The 14,711-nt window shown below is 62.6% G+C and carries 14 protein-coding genes; 9 read left to right on the top strand and 5 right to left on the bottom strand.

Annotated elements, in window-relative coordinates; translation table 11 throughout:
• Window positions 1-15: 15 nt before the first annotated feature.
• Both WDS16_RS09420 and WDS16_RS09415 read left to right on the top strand, forming a co-directional pair.
• On the top strand, window positions 16-393 hold the full coding sequence (locus WDS16_RS09420) for a PPOX class F420-dependent oxidoreductase (protein ID WP_338892251.1): 378 nt from the start codon (window positions 16-18) through the stop codon (window positions 391-393).
• 22 nt (window positions 394-415) lie between these two features.
• Complete coding sequence (locus WDS16_RS09415; RefSeq protein ID WP_338892250.1) at window positions 416-2,041, top strand: amidohydrolase; 1,626 nt, start codon at window positions 416-418, stop codon at window positions 2,039-2,041.
• Here WDS16_RS09415 and WDS16_RS09410 read toward each other — a convergent pair.
• Window positions 2,033-2,632 (bottom strand): TIGR03086 family metal-binding protein, encoded by a 600-nt coding sequence (locus WDS16_RS09410; RefSeq protein ID WP_338892249.1) that lies wholly within the window; start codon window positions 2,630-2,632, stop codon window positions 2,033-2,035. The genes WDS16_RS09415 and WDS16_RS09410 overlap by 9 nt on opposite strands.
• Before the next feature lie 61 nt (window positions 2,633-2,693).
• Between WDS16_RS09410 and WDS16_RS09405 the strand changes: the two genes are divergently transcribed.
• Window positions 2,694-3,641, top strand: coding sequence for a YafY family protein (locus tag WDS16_RS09405; protein ID WP_338892247.1), 948 nt, complete (start codon window positions 2,694-2,696; stop codon window positions 3,639-3,641).
• Here the strand turns inward: WDS16_RS09405 and WDS16_RS09400 are convergent.
• On the bottom strand, window positions 3,623-4,261 hold the full coding sequence (locus tag WDS16_RS09400) for a hypothetical protein (protein WP_338892245.1): 639 nt from the start codon (window positions 4,259-4,261) through the stop codon (window positions 3,623-3,625). The genes WDS16_RS09405 and WDS16_RS09400 overlap by 19 nt on opposite strands.
• Window positions 4,262-4,360: 99 nt before the next feature.
• Here WDS16_RS09400 and WDS16_RS09395 point away from each other — a divergent pair, with 99 nt between their 5' ends.
• The gene (locus tag WDS16_RS09395; RefSeq protein ID WP_338892243.1) at window positions 4,361-4,792 is read left to right on the top strand and encodes an SgcJ/EcaC family oxidoreductase; all 432 of its coding nucleotides are present in this window, start codon (window positions 4,361-4,363) and stop codon (window positions 4,790-4,792) included.
• 86 nt (window positions 4,793-4,878) lie between these two features.
• Here the strand turns inward: WDS16_RS09395 and WDS16_RS09390 are convergent, their stop codons facing one another.
• From WDS16_RS09390 to WDS16_RS09380, 3 genes are read right to left on the bottom strand one after another with little or no spacing between them, the layout of a single operon-like run.
• Complete coding sequence (locus WDS16_RS09390; protein ID WP_338892242.1) at window positions 4,879-6,237, bottom strand: metallopeptidase TldD-related protein; 1,359 nt, start codon at window positions 6,235-6,237, stop codon at window positions 4,879-4,881.
• On the bottom strand, window positions 6,234-7,790 hold the full coding sequence (locus tag WDS16_RS09385) for a TldD/PmbA family protein (protein WP_338892241.1): 1,557 nt from the start codon (window positions 7,788-7,790) through the stop codon (window positions 6,234-6,236). Before WDS16_RS09385 ends, WDS16_RS09390 begins: the two co-directional genes overlap by 4 nt.
• Window positions 7,772-8,539 (bottom strand): TSUP family transporter, encoded by a 768-nt coding sequence (locus tag WDS16_RS09380; RefSeq protein ID WP_338892239.1) that lies wholly within the window; start codon window positions 8,537-8,539, stop codon window positions 7,772-7,774. The genes WDS16_RS09385 and WDS16_RS09380 overlap by 19 nt, the downstream gene beginning before the upstream one ends.
• A 17-nt stretch (window positions 8,540-8,556) precedes the next feature.
• On the opposite strand from WDS16_RS09380, the gene WDS16_RS09375 reads away from it, so the two are divergent.
• The 5 genes from WDS16_RS09375 to lnt all read left to right on the top strand — a co-directional run bounded on the left by WDS16_RS09375 (window position 8,557) and on the right by lnt (window position 14,115).
• Window positions 8,557-9,717 carry a sensor histidine kinase gene (locus tag WDS16_RS09375; RefSeq protein ID WP_338892237.1) on the top strand — a complete coding sequence of 387 codons (1,161 nt, stop codon included), beginning with the start codon at window positions 8,557-8,559 and terminating at the stop codon, window positions 9,715-9,717.
• A gap of 15 nt (window positions 9,718-9,732) precedes the next feature.
• Window positions 9,733-10,392, top strand: coding sequence for a response regulator transcription factor (locus tag WDS16_RS09370; RefSeq protein WP_338892235.1), 660 nt, complete (start codon window positions 9,733-9,735; stop codon window positions 10,390-10,392).
• 81 nt (window positions 10,393-10,473) lie between these two features.
• Window positions 10,474-10,959: an FxsA family protein gene (locus tag WDS16_RS09365; RefSeq protein ID WP_338892233.1), complete on the top strand. Its 486-nt coding sequence runs from the start codon at window positions 10,474-10,476 to the stop codon at window positions 10,957-10,959.
• 17 nt (window positions 10,960-10,976) lie between these two features.
• The gene (locus tag WDS16_RS09360; protein ID WP_338892231.1) at window positions 10,977-12,572 is read left to right on the top strand and encodes an amidohydrolase; all 1,596 of its coding nucleotides are present in this window, start codon (window positions 10,977-10,979) and stop codon (window positions 12,570-12,572) included.
• On the top strand, window positions 12,562-14,115 hold the full coding sequence (gene lnt / locus WDS16_RS09355) for an apolipoprotein N-acyltransferase (protein ID WP_338892229.1): 1,554 nt from the start codon (window positions 12,562-12,564) through the stop codon (window positions 14,113-14,115). Before WDS16_RS09360 ends, lnt begins: the two co-directional genes overlap by 11 nt.
• Window positions 14,116-14,711: the final 596 nt, after the last annotated feature.

Here is a 14,711-nt window from a genome sequence, read left to right as displayed (position 1 = left end):
CCGTACTCTTGGCCCATGGCCACGTTTGAAGAGATCGCAGACGGAAAGTACGTCTCGCTCACGACGTTCAAGAAGGACGGCACGACCGTCGCGACACCGTTGTGGGGAGCGCGGGACGGCGACAGGCTATTGGTCTGGACCACCGCGGACTCGTGGAAGGTCAAGCGGATCAAGCGAAACGCCACGGTGACTGTTGCGCCGTGCTCGGCTCGTGGGAAAGTTACGGGCGATGCCGTCGACGGTGTCGCCGAATTGCTCGACTCGGCCGGTACGGAGAAGGCGCGAGCTGCGATCTCTTCGAAATACGGCATCCTCGGATGGTTGACGGTCAAGGGCAGTTCGCTACGACGCGGCAAGTCGGGCACTGTAGGCATTTCGGTCGTACCGGCCTGAACTTCGACGCATACTTCTCAGGGTGCCCCCTTCATCGGTAGCTGACCTGGTACTGCTCGGAACCGTGCTGACGGTCGATCCGTCACTTCCCACCGCCGGGGCGGTCGCTGTTCGTGCCGGCAAAATCGTGGCGGTAGGTTCCCGAGACGAGATCGAAGAGCAGATCGGGCCCGATACACACGTTGTCGACGTCGAAGACGGATGCGTGATGCCGGGACTGGTGGAGGCACATGGGCATCCTCTGATGGAAGCACTGGTGTTGTCTGACCGCATGGTCGACATTCGTCCCGTCACGATGAAGGATTGCGATGACGTGGTCTCGGCAATTCGGAGCGAAGTCGCTCGCCGAGGCACGGAAGGTGCCTTCTTGAGCGGATGGGACGCACTGCTGCAGAACGGGCTACCTGAACCTTCGCTGGCATGGTTGAACTCGATCGCGCCTGAGACTCCGCTTGTCGTGCTGCACAATTCGGGCCATCTCGCGTTCTTCAACTCGGCCGCGGCCGCGAGTGTGGGCCTGGACCGGAACACGCCGGATCCAAAAGGGGCGGCCTACGGTCGCGGTGCAGACGGCGAGTTGGACGGGACGGCGCGCGAAACAGGAGCTGTGTTCCCTCTTGTCGCGGGTGCCATGACCGCCGGCGCGTACCCGGCAATGCTCGTCGCCGAGTGCGCACGATTGAATCGCGCAGGGCTGACGACGTGTTCCGAGATGGCATACGACCCCGACTTCGGTCCCGTGGTCGAGGCGCTGAATGCATCCGGTGCGCTGACCGTCCGACTCCGGACCTACGAGATGTCCAACCCGTCGATGACAGCACACAACGACCCCTCGAGCGGAGACGACACAGTGCGCCACACGGGCATCAAGATTTGGGTCGACGGCTCGCCGTGGATCGGAAATATCGACCTCACGTTCCCGTACCTCGACACCGAAGCAACGAGGGTCATCGGCGTCCAGCCCGGATCCTGTGGACACGCCAACTACACCCGCGAGCAGTTGACCGAGATCGTCGACGCATACTTCCCCCGGGGGTGGCCGATCGCCTGCCACGTCATGGGGGACAACGGGATCGATACCATCCTCGACGTCTACCAGAGCGCCCTCGAGCGTCATCCGCGTCCCGATCATCGCTTGCGTCTGGAGCATGTGGGCGCCATTCGCCAGGATCAGTTGGAACGTGCAGTCGCGCTGGGCGTCACGTGCAGCTTGTTCGTCGATCAGATTCACTACTGGGGTGATGTTCTGGTCGACGGACTGTTCGGACCCGAGCACGGAACACGGTGGATGCCAGCGGGTTCTGCAGTTGCGGCCGGCATGCGAATCTCGCTACACAACGACCCGCCTGTCACGCCCGAGGAGCCGCTGCGCAATATTTCGGTCGCAGTCACACGAACCACACCGAGCGGACGAGTGTCCGCACCCGAAGAACGGCTCACCGTCGAGCAGGCAATTCGCGCGCAGACGATCGATGCTGCATGGCAGTTGTTCGCGGACGACATTATTGGGTCGATCGAGGTAGGAAAATACGCGGACTTCGTGGTCTTGTCGGCAGACCCACGTCAAGTACTCCCGGAGAAGATCGCCGAACTGGACGTTCGTGCGACCTTCCTCGGCGGAGTGCAGGTCTACGACGGGTCAGCCTAGAAGTGCCGGAATCCACGGATCGCTCACCCTGCCCGACCAATTAGCGAGGCGTTCGGTCGGTCCGGCACCCGGTCGTGCCTCGACCACTTCGTCGAAGGGCATGAAGTTGCGAGTCTCTGCTGGGATTGCCGTCGTTGCAGCGGTCAGCACATGCGTCACCATCTCGGGGGGTGCTTCGTACGATTGGCCGGTTGCGACAGCGAGATCCCACCCGTGCACGAGTGTTTCGTTCAGATAGGCCCACATCGCTGCGCGGCCGGGAACCACACCCCATGGCGCGGCGACCGTCGTATCGAGCTTCGCGTCGTCTTCCCAGGCTTTCATTGCGGCTGAAGCTTCGGCCAAGTACGCGGAGGTGGGATCGCCGAACCCTTCCAGCACGAACGGCACCGATTCTGCACTCCCACCATTGCCCATCGTGGCGGCGCGCCGAACACCGGCGAGCTGATGCCCGATCAATGTAGCCACGTCGAACTCCGTGCACGGCGTGGGGAGCGGCAGCTGCTCGGTGCGCACTTCTCTGATGAGTGTGGCGACCCAATCGAGGGCATCGCGGTAGAGGGGACGGGGATCGATGTCTGGTGTGGTCATGAGGACAGTCAAATCGCCATATATGACACCTTCTGTCATATATTTCTGCGAAGATTGCTCGATGCGGGCAGACAGGTTGATTTCGTTGGTCCTCCTCCTGCGGAATCGCGGACGAATGTCGGCGTCACAACTCGCGGTCGAGTTGGAGGTGTCCGAACGGACGGTAATGCGTGATATCGATGCACTGTCGATCTCAGGCTTTCCCGTCTTTGCCGAACGCGGACGACACGGTGGATTCGAGCTACTACCGGGCTTCACGACCGACCTGACTGGACTGACAGTCGAAGAGGCCACCGCACTGATGTCGGCCGACGCATCCGCATCACTCGGAATGTCGACTTCGTTCGCCTCTGCGATGCGCAAGGTCGCTGCGTCGCTTCCGGACGATCAGCGGCGTGCGGCTACCGGGGTGGCCGATCGCGTTCTGGTTCGTCCGGACGGATGGCTCCGAGACGGTCCGAGGGATGTGCACCTATCTGTGGTTCAACAGGCGGTGTTCGAAGGCACGCGCCTGCGGATCGAATACGAGGGGCGCGCCAAACCTGCACGCGTGCGCACAGTGGACCCTCTCGGGCTTGTGTATGCCGCGGGCAGTTGGTATCTGTTGGCGACCTGTGACGGGCAGGATCGGACGTATCGGGTGGGACGAATTCTGTGTGCGGAACTCACCGACGAACCGGCAGAACGAAGCGCTTCCATCGATCTCGCTTCGATGTGGGACGCCAGACGCGCGCAGTTCCGGGAGACCCGAAACGTCCTCACCGCACGAATTCGTGTCCGCGCTGAGCGTATGAGGGAGGTCGAGGCAACAGCAATTCAGGTCGGCGACGTCCTCGTCGAGCGCGACGGATGGCTGGAACTCGACGTCGTTCTCGGCGGCTCGGGCCACACGGGATCGCTCGTCTGGATGCTCGGTGACGACTGCGAAGTATTGGGCCCCGCAGAGGTACGCGCGGAGATCCACCTCCGCGCAGAACGGATGATGGCGAGTCACGCTCCCAAAGCTTGATTGTGCCAACGCCATTCGCTGCGATACGGGTTGCCCGGTAGCTCTATCCGGCCCGTTGCCCACAGCAGTTCGGAGTAGCTACCGGCGTTCAGCGTGCCCGCGACATCAGGAAAGAGCCTCAGTACTGTGCGTCTACACAGTGCTTCGTCAGGTGCCCAGTCGACCTCGGTGCCTGAGAAGATGTCGTGACCGTGGACGATCAGTTCCACGCACGCCATTGCCGCAAAGCCCTCGCTGCCGGTCCGGCCGAAAACGTGGTCGGCAGTGACGTGCGGGGGAGTTGCTTCTGCGATCGCGATCAGTACATTCGAGGCCGAGCGGATCACGGCAGCAATTCCTGGAGATCCCGCAGCCCGCCTGGAGTGCACGAGTTCGTCGGGTGCGCCGTCCCGCCGTCTCGTGGTCTCGAACGGGAGGTCGGCGGGATACGTCGGCGCAGCCAACGTCGCCGCATAGACGAAGAGGTCGTCTGCCAGGTGTTCTGCGGTCTCCCACCGTGTCCAGGTGAGTCTTCCTGCCTGTTCATCCCACTGATCCATCGGAAAGCGCACGGCACCATCGAGGAGTGTGTCGACCAGATGCCGGACATCTTGGGTGCGCGTTGCCACCGTGTCGATCATGGATTGCATGCTGCCTTCGAGTGCCCGGTGTTGTCCAGCCCATTTGGGACTGAAGGCTGGACTTGACCTGGACCGAACTCGAGGTTGCATGCTTCGCACATGACCGAACCGATACCCAGAGTGACCGTGCAATTGTCGCCACGCGACGACGCCGAAATCCGTGCCATCATCAGCGACGTCGAGAGGGGCTTCAACGACAACGACGTCGAGCTTTCTGTCGCACACTTCGCCGAGGACGCGATCGTCGTCACGGCCGTCGGAGTCGTACTCGAAGGCGTGGCCGCGATTCGAGAGGCAACGACACTGAGCCTCGCCGGTGCGCTGGCCCACGCGACCGCCTACTACGAGCCCTTCGCTCTCGCCTATGTCGGTTCCGATGTCGCGGTAGCCCAGAAGCGTGCATGGTCCTCGAAGAAGTTGGCCGAATCCGGCGAATCGGCCGCCGAGATGACAGCGCTGTACGTTCTTGTACGCCACGGCGGCCGATGGTGGATAACTCGGCGCGAGAACACCCTCGTGGCTCGCTTCTGAGCATCGAAGATTCGGTCTGCGTTCAACGGGTGCACACGCAGTCGGCCGACAACATAGCGCTCGAGCTATCAGATCCGAACGAGCAACTATTGAGCTGCACTCACCGAGGACATGTGGAAGTCGGGAACTCGCAACGGCGGCATCGCAGTGCGTGTGAACCAGTCTTTCCACTCCCGGGGCAGCGTGGGCCGAGTTGCCCCGGCCTCGGTGACGCGGCGCAATAGATCGAGTGGACTTTCGTTGAATCGAAAGTTGTTGACGGCGCCGGTCACCCTCCCGTCTTCGATCGAGTACACCCCATCTCGCGTGAGGCCGGTCAGCAACAGCGTTGTGGGATCGACTTCGCGTATGTACCAGAGGGTGGTCAACAGCAGTCCACGCTCGGTGCGGGCGATCATGTCGTCGATGCCGGCCTCCGCGCCCGTCAGGATGAGGTTGTCTCCGGGCACAGTGATCCGAGCATCGAACCGCTCCGCCGCGAATCGTGGGTAGGCGAGCGCGTTGACGACGCCGCCCTTGATCCAATCCACACGCGATGTCGGCATCCCGTTGTCGAACAGGGACACCGAATCGTTCGAGGATTCGGTAGCGAGGAAGGGCGAGTACTCGAGGCCAGCCGCTTGCGGATCCGAGTAGAGGGTCAGGGGGAGGCGCCCGAGTCTCTCACCGATCCTCGTTCCGCCCGCACGAGACAGTGCGGTGTGACCTTCTTCCGCACCGCGCCCCTCCATGGTCCACATCAGATAGATCATCAGGTCCGCCACCGCAGAGGGCGGCAGGATTGTCTCGTATCGTCCCGCTGGAAGTTCGATGCTCGTCGAAGCCCAGTCGAGGCGCGTGGACAGTTCGACGAGCAACGTTTCGATGGCAATGCCGTCGAAGAGCGGAGCGCCCGCGCCGACCCAAGCGCTGCTATCGCCTCGCTTGCCGTTGATCTCGACCGAACCGGTGGGTTGTGTGTAGCGCTTTCTGAGGCCGGTCGACGAGCCCAACCACACAGTTTCGATCTGATGATGGGCAAACCCGTAGAGCGTGTCGGCACCGTCGAATCCGGATGCGAGACCTCCGGTCAGCGAACTGAAAACGTCGATGCTGGTTCGTTCGGAAGGGGCATCCCATGAAGCAGGGGCGTCGTCACCGGTGATCAACGGCATCGCATCTTCGGCGAGACCGGCTGCGCGAGCCGCTGTTTCGGCGGCCTTCACCACAGCGTCGATGTCCTCGGGATCGACCGACGTCGAGGAAACGGTGCCTACGCGAGCACCGGAGCTGTCCCGGACGATCGACACCACTGTCCACCGTCGGAGTACGGAGATACCGTTGGTCGTCATCGAATTCCCGGCCCACCGCAGCGAGGCCTCGCTCGAATCGGTCACGATGACGATCGTCTCTTCGACGGTGGCAGCGCCGAGAGCGCGTTCCACGACTTCGTGGCCGGGAATCATGCGCCCGCCTCAGTTCGGGTGTTCAATACGTTGATTCCGCGAAACAACGCTGCGGGGCAACCGTGGCTCACCGCAGCCACCTGACCCGGCTGCGCCTTCCCACAGTTGAACGCACCGCCCAACCGTCGCGTCGATCGGCCTCCCACGACTTCCATCGAACCCCAGAAGTCCGTCGTCGTGGCCTGGTACGCGACGTCACGAAGTTGTCCCTCCAGGCGTCCGTTGCGGATTCGGAAGAACCTCTGCCCGGTGAACTGAAAGTTGTACCGCTGCATGTCGATCGACCAGGACTTGTCTCCCACGATATAGATCCCGTCCTCGACCCGGGCGACCAGATCGTCGATTGTGCGATCGACGGAAGAATCCGGCTGCAGCGATACGTTCGCCATCCGTTGTATCGGAACATGGTGTGGTGAGTCCGCGTAGGAACAGCCGTTCGAACGTTCGAGACCTAGGCGCGGCGCGAACACACGATCCAGCTGGTAGCCGACGAGAATGCCGTCGCGGACCAGGTCCCACTGCTGTGCGGCGACGCCGTCGTCGTCGAATCCGGTACTTGCGAGTCCATATTCTTCGGTGCGATCGGCCGTGACGTGCATCGGCGTACTGCCGTACTTCAGCTTTCCCAGTTTGTCCGGTGTCGCGAAGGACGTCCCTGCGTACGCCGCCTCGTAGCCGATGGCCCGGTCGTATTCCGTTGCGTGTCCGATGGACTCGTGAATGGTCAGCCACAGGTTGGTCGGGTCGATCACGAGATCTTTCGGTCCGGGTTCGACCGACGGAGACTTGACCTTTTCCGACAACCAATACGGGATGCGCTCGAGTTCGTCTGCCCAGTCCCACGTGCTTTCCCGGCCCAGGTACTCCCAACCTCGGCTCACCGGCGGCGCCAGCGTGCGCATGGACTCGAAGGCGCCCGCCTCCTGGTCGACCGTCGTTGCCTCCAGCTGTGGATGCAGACGCACGCGCTGTTGTGTAATCGCGCTACCCGCCAGATCCGCGTAGAAGCTTTGCTCTTTCACTTGGAGGACCGACGCGGTGACGTGGTCGATCCCTTCGGCGGATCGCAGCGAGTCCGAGTACGCGGCAAGGAGGTCGACCTTCTCGTTCGTCGGTACGTCGAACGGATCGATGTCGTACCGCGATACCCACATGGCATCGGTATAGACGGGCTCCGCTGCCAGCTCGACAAACTCGCGGTTGAGGGCGCGCAACGCCGTTGCCACTCCCACAGCTGACCGCGCTGCGTCGACCGCAGCAGCGACCGACAATTCGGATTGTGATGCGAAGCCCCATGTTCCATCGACGATGACGCGCACCGCCAGACCTATTTCAGAACTGTCGACGGCGGACTGCACGACGCTGTCTCGGAGGTTGAGCGACTGGGTGACGAGGCGGTGAACACGGAAGTCCGCGTGTGCTGCGCCCGCCCGCTTCGCGGCGTCGAGCGCGGCGTCGGCGAGCTCCCGTAGCGGAAGCGCGAGAAAGTCCGGATCGACGTGTCGTTTCGACAACTGAGTCACAGGGACCGAGATTAGCCGAATTGTTGCCATCCCAGTCGTACAACCATGCCGATGACCACCACGAGCAACACAATTCTGACGAAACCGGACCCCTTGGACAAGGCGGTACGCGATCCGATCAGCGCTCCGACCACGTTGCACGCGGCCATTGCGGCTCCCAACTGCCACATGACATGCCCGGTGACCGCAAAGAACGCGAGTGCCCCGACGTTCGAACCCAGATTCAGTACCTTCGCCATCGCGGCGCTCCGCACGAACTCGGTGCCCAGCAGAGTCGCGAACGCGATGATGAAGAAGGTCCCCGTTCCTGGGCCGAGAATGCCGTCGTAGAAGCCGAATCCGCCGGCGGCCAAGAACACCACGAGCACGAATTTTCGGCGAGTGGGAGGGTGATCACCGGCGACAGTTCCGATCGTCGGGCGCGCAGTGACCAGGGCCGCGACACCCACCAGGACAACCATGATGATGGGGATGAACAAATCCCGGTCGATCAACGACACCGCAGCCGCGCCACACGCAGAGGCGGCAGCAGCGGCGATGCCTGCCGGGGCCATGATATGCCAGTCGAGTTTGATCTTGCGCGAGAACGTGAGCACCGCCGCGAACGTCCCGAAGACGGCAGTCATCTTGTTGGTGGCCAATGCCGCCTGAGCGGTGAGGCCGGGCGCGACGACGAGAATCGCGGGGAGCAGGATGAGACCTCCACCGCCGACAACGGCGTCGACCCCTCCTGCCGCGAGTGCAGCAACCATCAACAATCCCCAGTCGGCTGCCGTCATGCGGCAAACTCAACCACATGCGTAGGTTCAGCTTGTGGCTCAGGGGTAAGCCCTTCGTGGCGGATTCGCTCTTGGCCGGCACGCTCTTCTTGTTCGACGCGATTGCGTTCGTCGGCAACTCCGAGATGCGAAGCTGGCCGCTCTACATTCTTGTCGCGGTGGCAGTATCGGTTCCGGTCGCTTGGCGGCGTCGGCACCCGCGCATCGTCGCCGCATCGGTGTTGACAGCATCGCTCTTCAGCAGCCTCGCAGGCATGGCGGTCGGAGAGTCCACCAATCTTCATCCGTCGCTGCTCGCGCTGCCGATCATGCTTTATACCCTCGTGGTGTACGTCGGGCGTCGTGACGCCGCGATCTACCTGGTCGCGCTGACCGGCGATGCGATCGTGGCTTTGCTCGCTTTCGGTCAGGAACCGATATCCGCCGTGCTGTTCACCGTGCTGATGTATGCACTTGCTTGGGTCGCCGCCGAGTTTCTCGGCGCAAGAAGGGCATACGACGAAGCGGTCGAAGCTCGACTCGCGGTGGCGGAATACGATCGTGATCGCCGCGCGGAAGAAGCGGTCGCGATGGAACGAACGCGTATCGCGCGCGAACTCCACGACGTCATCGCGCACGGGGTCAGTGTCATGGTTGTGCAGGCCGACGGTGCGTCCTATGCGATCCGGAAGGACCCCGATCGGGCGGAGCAGGCCGTCGCGAACATCTCTGCGACCGGCAGACAAGCTCTCGCTGAACTCCGCCGAACCGTGGCGCTTCTTCGCACAAATCCCTATGTCGACGACATGCCGCTGTACGGGACCGCGGGTCTGGCCAAAGTCGTGGACATGATGTCCAGGGCGGGGCTCAACGTGGAGATCGAGCAAACAGGAAACCTCGACGACATCAGCCCGGCAATCAGTCTGGGAATCCATCGATTGGTGCAGGAATCTCTGACGAACGTACTGCGGCACGGCGGCCACGCACCCAGGGCGAGGGTGTCCGTCGTCCGACGAGATGAGGACGTCCTCGTCGAAATCGTCAACAACGGGGTCGGGGTGTCCACGAGCACGGTTCAAGGCACCGGCAACGGGCTCCTCGGCATGCGAGAGCGAGTCGCAGTGCTGCAAGGCACGCTCGAAGCGGGACCCGCCGAGGACGGTCACTGGCGCGTACGAGCGGAGTTACCCCTCGAATAGCGTTAGGTTGTCTCGGTGCCGATCTCTGTGCTCATAGTCGACGACCAACAGCTGATGCGGATGGGACTTGCGATGGTCCTCGATGCCCAGGACGACATCGACGTCGTAGGTGAGGCAACCGACGGTGAAGCCGCGGTCAAGGCCGTATTCGAACTCACCCCGGACGTCGTCCTCATGGACGTTCGTATGCCCGGCATCGATGGAGTGACCGCGACGTCGGAGATCACCAGTTCCAACTCCGCCTCGCGCGTGCTTGTCATGACGACGTTCGACCTGGACGAACACGTCCTGGGTGCGTTGCGAGCAGGTGCAAGTGGATTCCTACTCAAAGACACCCCGCCCGAGGACCTCATCTCGGCCATTCGAAGCGTTGCCGCCGGTGATGCGGTCGTGTCACCGAAGGTCACGAAACGGCTGCTCACGAGATTCATCGCGGAAGAATCGGCCCCGATCCAGGATCCAGGTGTGCTCGACACGCTCACCGACCGCGAACGGGAAGTGCTCGGGTTACTCGCCACTGGTATGTCCAACGCCGAGATCGCGAGGGGACTGGTGTTGTCCGAGGCAACCGTCAAGACACACGTCGGTCGGATGCTCACGAAGTTGGGCCTCAGAGATCGAGTGCAAGCGGTAGTGCTCGCGTACGAAACCGGTCTGGTCAGGCCCGGCTCCTGATCGTTACCCGATTGCCATGAAGCTCGGGGAGCAATTCGACGGTGCCGTCCGTTGTCAGTACAGGCAACGAAAGGAACGACAGTGTTTGCTCTCTTCATTCTCTACGTGATCATCGAAGTCGCGGCCCTCGTGGCCGTCGGCAGTGCGATCGGCGTGCTGTGGACCGTTCTTCTCCTTCTGGCAGGTTCCGCGCTCGGCCTGATCCTGGTGCGTTCACAGGGCAAGCGGGTGATGGAGGGCCTCCGAGCAGCTTCTCGCGGCGAGCGTTCTCCAGGCGTTGCCGTGGCGGACGGTGTGCTCTTCGCCATAGGTTCGGTCGCTCTGTTCGTTCCTGGATTGGTCACCTCGGTCTTCGGAATTCTCTTGCTGATGCCGGTCACCCGATGGGCATTGCGGCCGTTGGTGCTGCTCGCCGCGGCGCGCTGGATGCCGACGGTTGCCGCCACGACGAGCAGAATGCGTCCGATCGTCATCGATGGGGAAGTGGCAACCGAGTCGGCGGGTGCGCCGAGCTCAGCTCGAATCATCGAGCTCGACGGGCGGGATTTCGAGAAGCCCACCCGCTGAGGGCAGACTTGACTGTTGTGCGTACACAACTTCTTCTCGGTGGACGGATTTACAGCTCGTCGGCTCCGGACGCAACGGCAATGGCAGTCACCAACGGAGTTGTTACCTGGACAGGCGAGGACCGGACGGGTCGAGCTCTGCATCCCGGAGCTGACGAGTTCGATTTGGCGGGAGCGTTCGTCGCCCCGTCATTCGTCGACACTCACGTTCATACGACCGCCCTCGGCCTTGCGTTGATCGGCTTGGATCTGCGCGACTGTTCCTCGCGAGAAGAGTGCTTGGCACGTCTCCGAGCGTACGTCCAGCGTTCCGAGGACGAGGTGGTATGGGGGCACGGGTGGGACGAATCCAGCTGGGCCGACGGCGTCGCGTTGTCGACGGCCGACCTCGACGAAGTGGCTCCCGGCAGGCAGGTTTACGTCTCCAGAATCGACGCGCATTCGGCAGCATGTTCGACGCCCTTGCGTCGGGCAAGCGAGTTGACCGAGTCATCGATCGGATTTCATCCACAACGTCCGTTGACCACCGACGCGCACCACGCTGTGCGATCGACAGCTCGTTCGCTGCTGACTGTCGCCGCGCGTTCGCGGGCCCGACAGGCAGCCCTCGACCACGCCGCTTCGCGTGGGATATGTGCCGTGCACGAGTGTGGCGGTCCCGATATCGCCGGGCGTACCGACTTCGCCGAACTGATGAGTACCGACCACGGCGTCGAGGTCCGCGGCTACTGGGGTGAGGCCGTCGCCAGTGCGTCGGATGCGCACGCGCTGCTGGCCGACACCGGAGCGCACGCCCTCGGCGGCGACCTGTTCGTGGATGGTTCGATCGGCTCGCACACGGCCTGGCTCACCGAACCGTACGCAGACCATGCCGGCACGGGGGTCTCCTTCCATAGCGCGGACGCGATCCAAGCGCACCTCGTCGCATGCACCGAAGCTGGGATCCAATCAGGGTTCCACGCGATCGGAGACGCTGCGGTCGGTGCTGTCGTGGAAGGTGTACGGCGTGCCGCTTCCGTTCTCGGCGGACCGGCGGTGGCGTCGCGTGGGCATCGAATCGAGCACATGGAAATGGTGCTGCCGCGTCAGGCCGAGGCACTCGCGTCCTGGGGCGTCATCGGCAGTGTGCAGCCGATGTTCGATGACCTGTGGGGTGGGGAAAGCTCGCTGTATGCCACGCGGTTGGGCGCCGCCCGCGCGCTCACGCTCAATCCGTTCGCGCTACTCGCCTCGGCCGGGGTGTCGCTTGCGTTCGGCTCCGACGCCCCGGCGACGTCGATCGATCCGTGGGCGATGTTGAGAGCAGCTGTCAACCATCGGACTCAGGGAAGCGCGATCTCGCCGCGGGCAGCGTTTTCCGCCGCAACACGCGGTGCCTGGCGTGCGGGTGGAATACGGGACGGAATGGCGGGCACTTTGGCACCCGGAGCTCCCGCCAGCTATGCGATCTGGGATGTCGACGAACTGGTGGTGCGTGCGCCGGCCGACACAGTTGCGCGTTGGTCGACCGACCCTCGCGCCGGGGTACCGCCACTACCGGCACTGGACACCGATTCCCGCAGTCCGCGCTGCCTGCGCGTCGTGCACCGTGGCCGGGTCATCCATGAAGGGTGAGCCTCGTGAAGCCGCCCGCATTGCCCTGAGCTGCATCGCGGCAGTCGTTTCCGGACTCCTCGTGTTTGCGAGCTTTCCACCTCGTCAGCTGTGGTTCCTGGCGCCCGTCGGGATCGCGTTGCTCGTGGCCGTGTTGCTCGGGTTCGGTCGGGAAGAATCGCCGACCAAGAAGGGCGGGTTCGGGTACGGCTTCCTGGCGGGCCTCGGCTTCTTCGTGCCGCTGCTCCCATGGATCGGTGTGTACGTCGGACCACTGCCGTGGCTTGCACTCGCAGCCGCCGAATCGGTATTCATAGCGATCTTCGGGGTGTTGGCCGTCGTGCTGTCCCGATCTCGATGGTGGCCGCTGTCGATTGCTTTGGCATGGAGCCTCGTCGAGTGGGCAAGGTCTTCGTTTCCCTTCGGTGGATTCCCTTGGGGGCGTCTGGCATTCGGCCAGCCTGACGGTTGGCTTCTTCCGCTCGCGAGCATCGGTGGTGCACCGCTGCTGAGTTTCGGTGTGGCGCTGACCGGATGCGGACTTGCTACAATCGGACACTGCGTATTCGTGCGCCGAACACCGGCGATGTGGCTGTCCGCAGTGGCGAGCACCGTCACCGCGTCGGTCGTGGCCGTCGCCTTGCTTCCCACACTGACGTCCGACGATCCGGAACCGGGAGACCGCACTATCACGGTGGCAGCCGTGCAGGGGAGTGTGCCGCGACTCGGCCTCGACTTCAATGCGCAGCGCAGGGCTGTGCTGGACAACCACGTCCAGGAAACGCTGCGGCTCGCAGACGACGTTTCGGCAGGTAAGCAACCCGCGCCTGATCTGGTGATATGGCCCGAGAATGCCTCCGACATCGACCCTCTGCGAAACTCCGACGCCGCCGCCCTCATCACCGAGGCTTCGGAAGCGGTCGGCGCACCTATCCTCGTCGGGTCGGTTCTCGTGAACGACGACAGAACGACGACGAACTCGGTGATCGTGTGGGACGGAGCAGCCGGACCAGGCGAACGGCACGACAAAAAGATCATTCAACCGTTCGGTGAATACCTGCCCTACCGGAGTTTCTTTCGGCTGTTCTCCGAGTATGCAGACCGTGCAGGGTACTTCGTGCCGGGAACGGGCAACGGAGTGGTGCATGCCGCGGGAATCGCAGTCGGAATTGCGACGTGCTACGAAGTCGCGTTCGATCGCGCCCTGACCGAATCAGTACGATCCGGGGCCGAATTCATCGCAATACCGACGAACAATGCGACGTTCGGGGACACCGAGATGACATATCAGCAACTCGCAATGTCGCGAATACGGGCGGTCGAGCACGGAAGGTCAGTCGTGGTTGCGGCGACGAGCGGTATCAGTGCAACTGTCTCGCCCAGGGGGACGGTAATGCAGGAAACGGATCTTTTCGTTCCGCAAGTGCTGGTCCAGCAGATATCGCTGCGATCCGATACCACCGTTGGGACAGACCTCGGCCGGATACCGGAAGTGCTGCTGTGCATCGCGGCAGCGCTGTTCGTTTCGGCAAGAATCCTCAACCGGAGGAAAACAAACCTATAGATCGAATCCGATCCGAAAAGCGGTTTCAGTTCTTTTTATATCTGAATACGATGCTCGGCGGAATGTTATAGGCCGTTGAGGTCGGCGAACTCGCGGATCGACGTGCCGGCACGGTGCAGTCTGTAACGGAAGCCGAGGAACGTTCGATTCTTGATTAGTGATCTGTGACAAAACGGGCAGGTCTCTATTGTATGTTTATGGATCGCGAAGTGTAGGAGCGCGCAATTCCACGCTGAATTGCGCACTTGCTGTCGTATTTGCACGGGAGGGGGTCGTCAATGCTCAGCGTTCTGGCCGAACCGGCCAAATATAAACCTGCTGGTAGTAGGATCTTGGCGCTTGAAAACGGTACCGAGTCGGCTGTGGATATTGGAGTCATGCCAATCCCTCGAGTGGCGTGCAACGAACCAATCTAAGAGACGGGTGCGGCCGCGTGCCGTACCGGTCACTCGTACGGGACCGAAGAACCCGCACGAGAACGAGAACACAGTTGCCATGGACGCACGCTCGGGAACGGATTGAACATTGACCGACTCTGCCGTTAGTACTACTCCCGGAAAGATGTCGCAGCCGGCTTCGGCGCGATCGCTTCCGGT

The sequence above is a fragment of the Rhodococcus sovatensis genome (genome assembly GCF_037327425.1).
Lineage (GTDB): Bacteria > Actinomycetota > Actinomycetes > Mycobacteriales > Mycobacteriaceae > Rhodococcoides > Rhodococcoides sovatense.
Note: the sequence above shows the minus strand (reverse complement) of the source record. Positions and strands in the feature narration are given on the sequence as shown.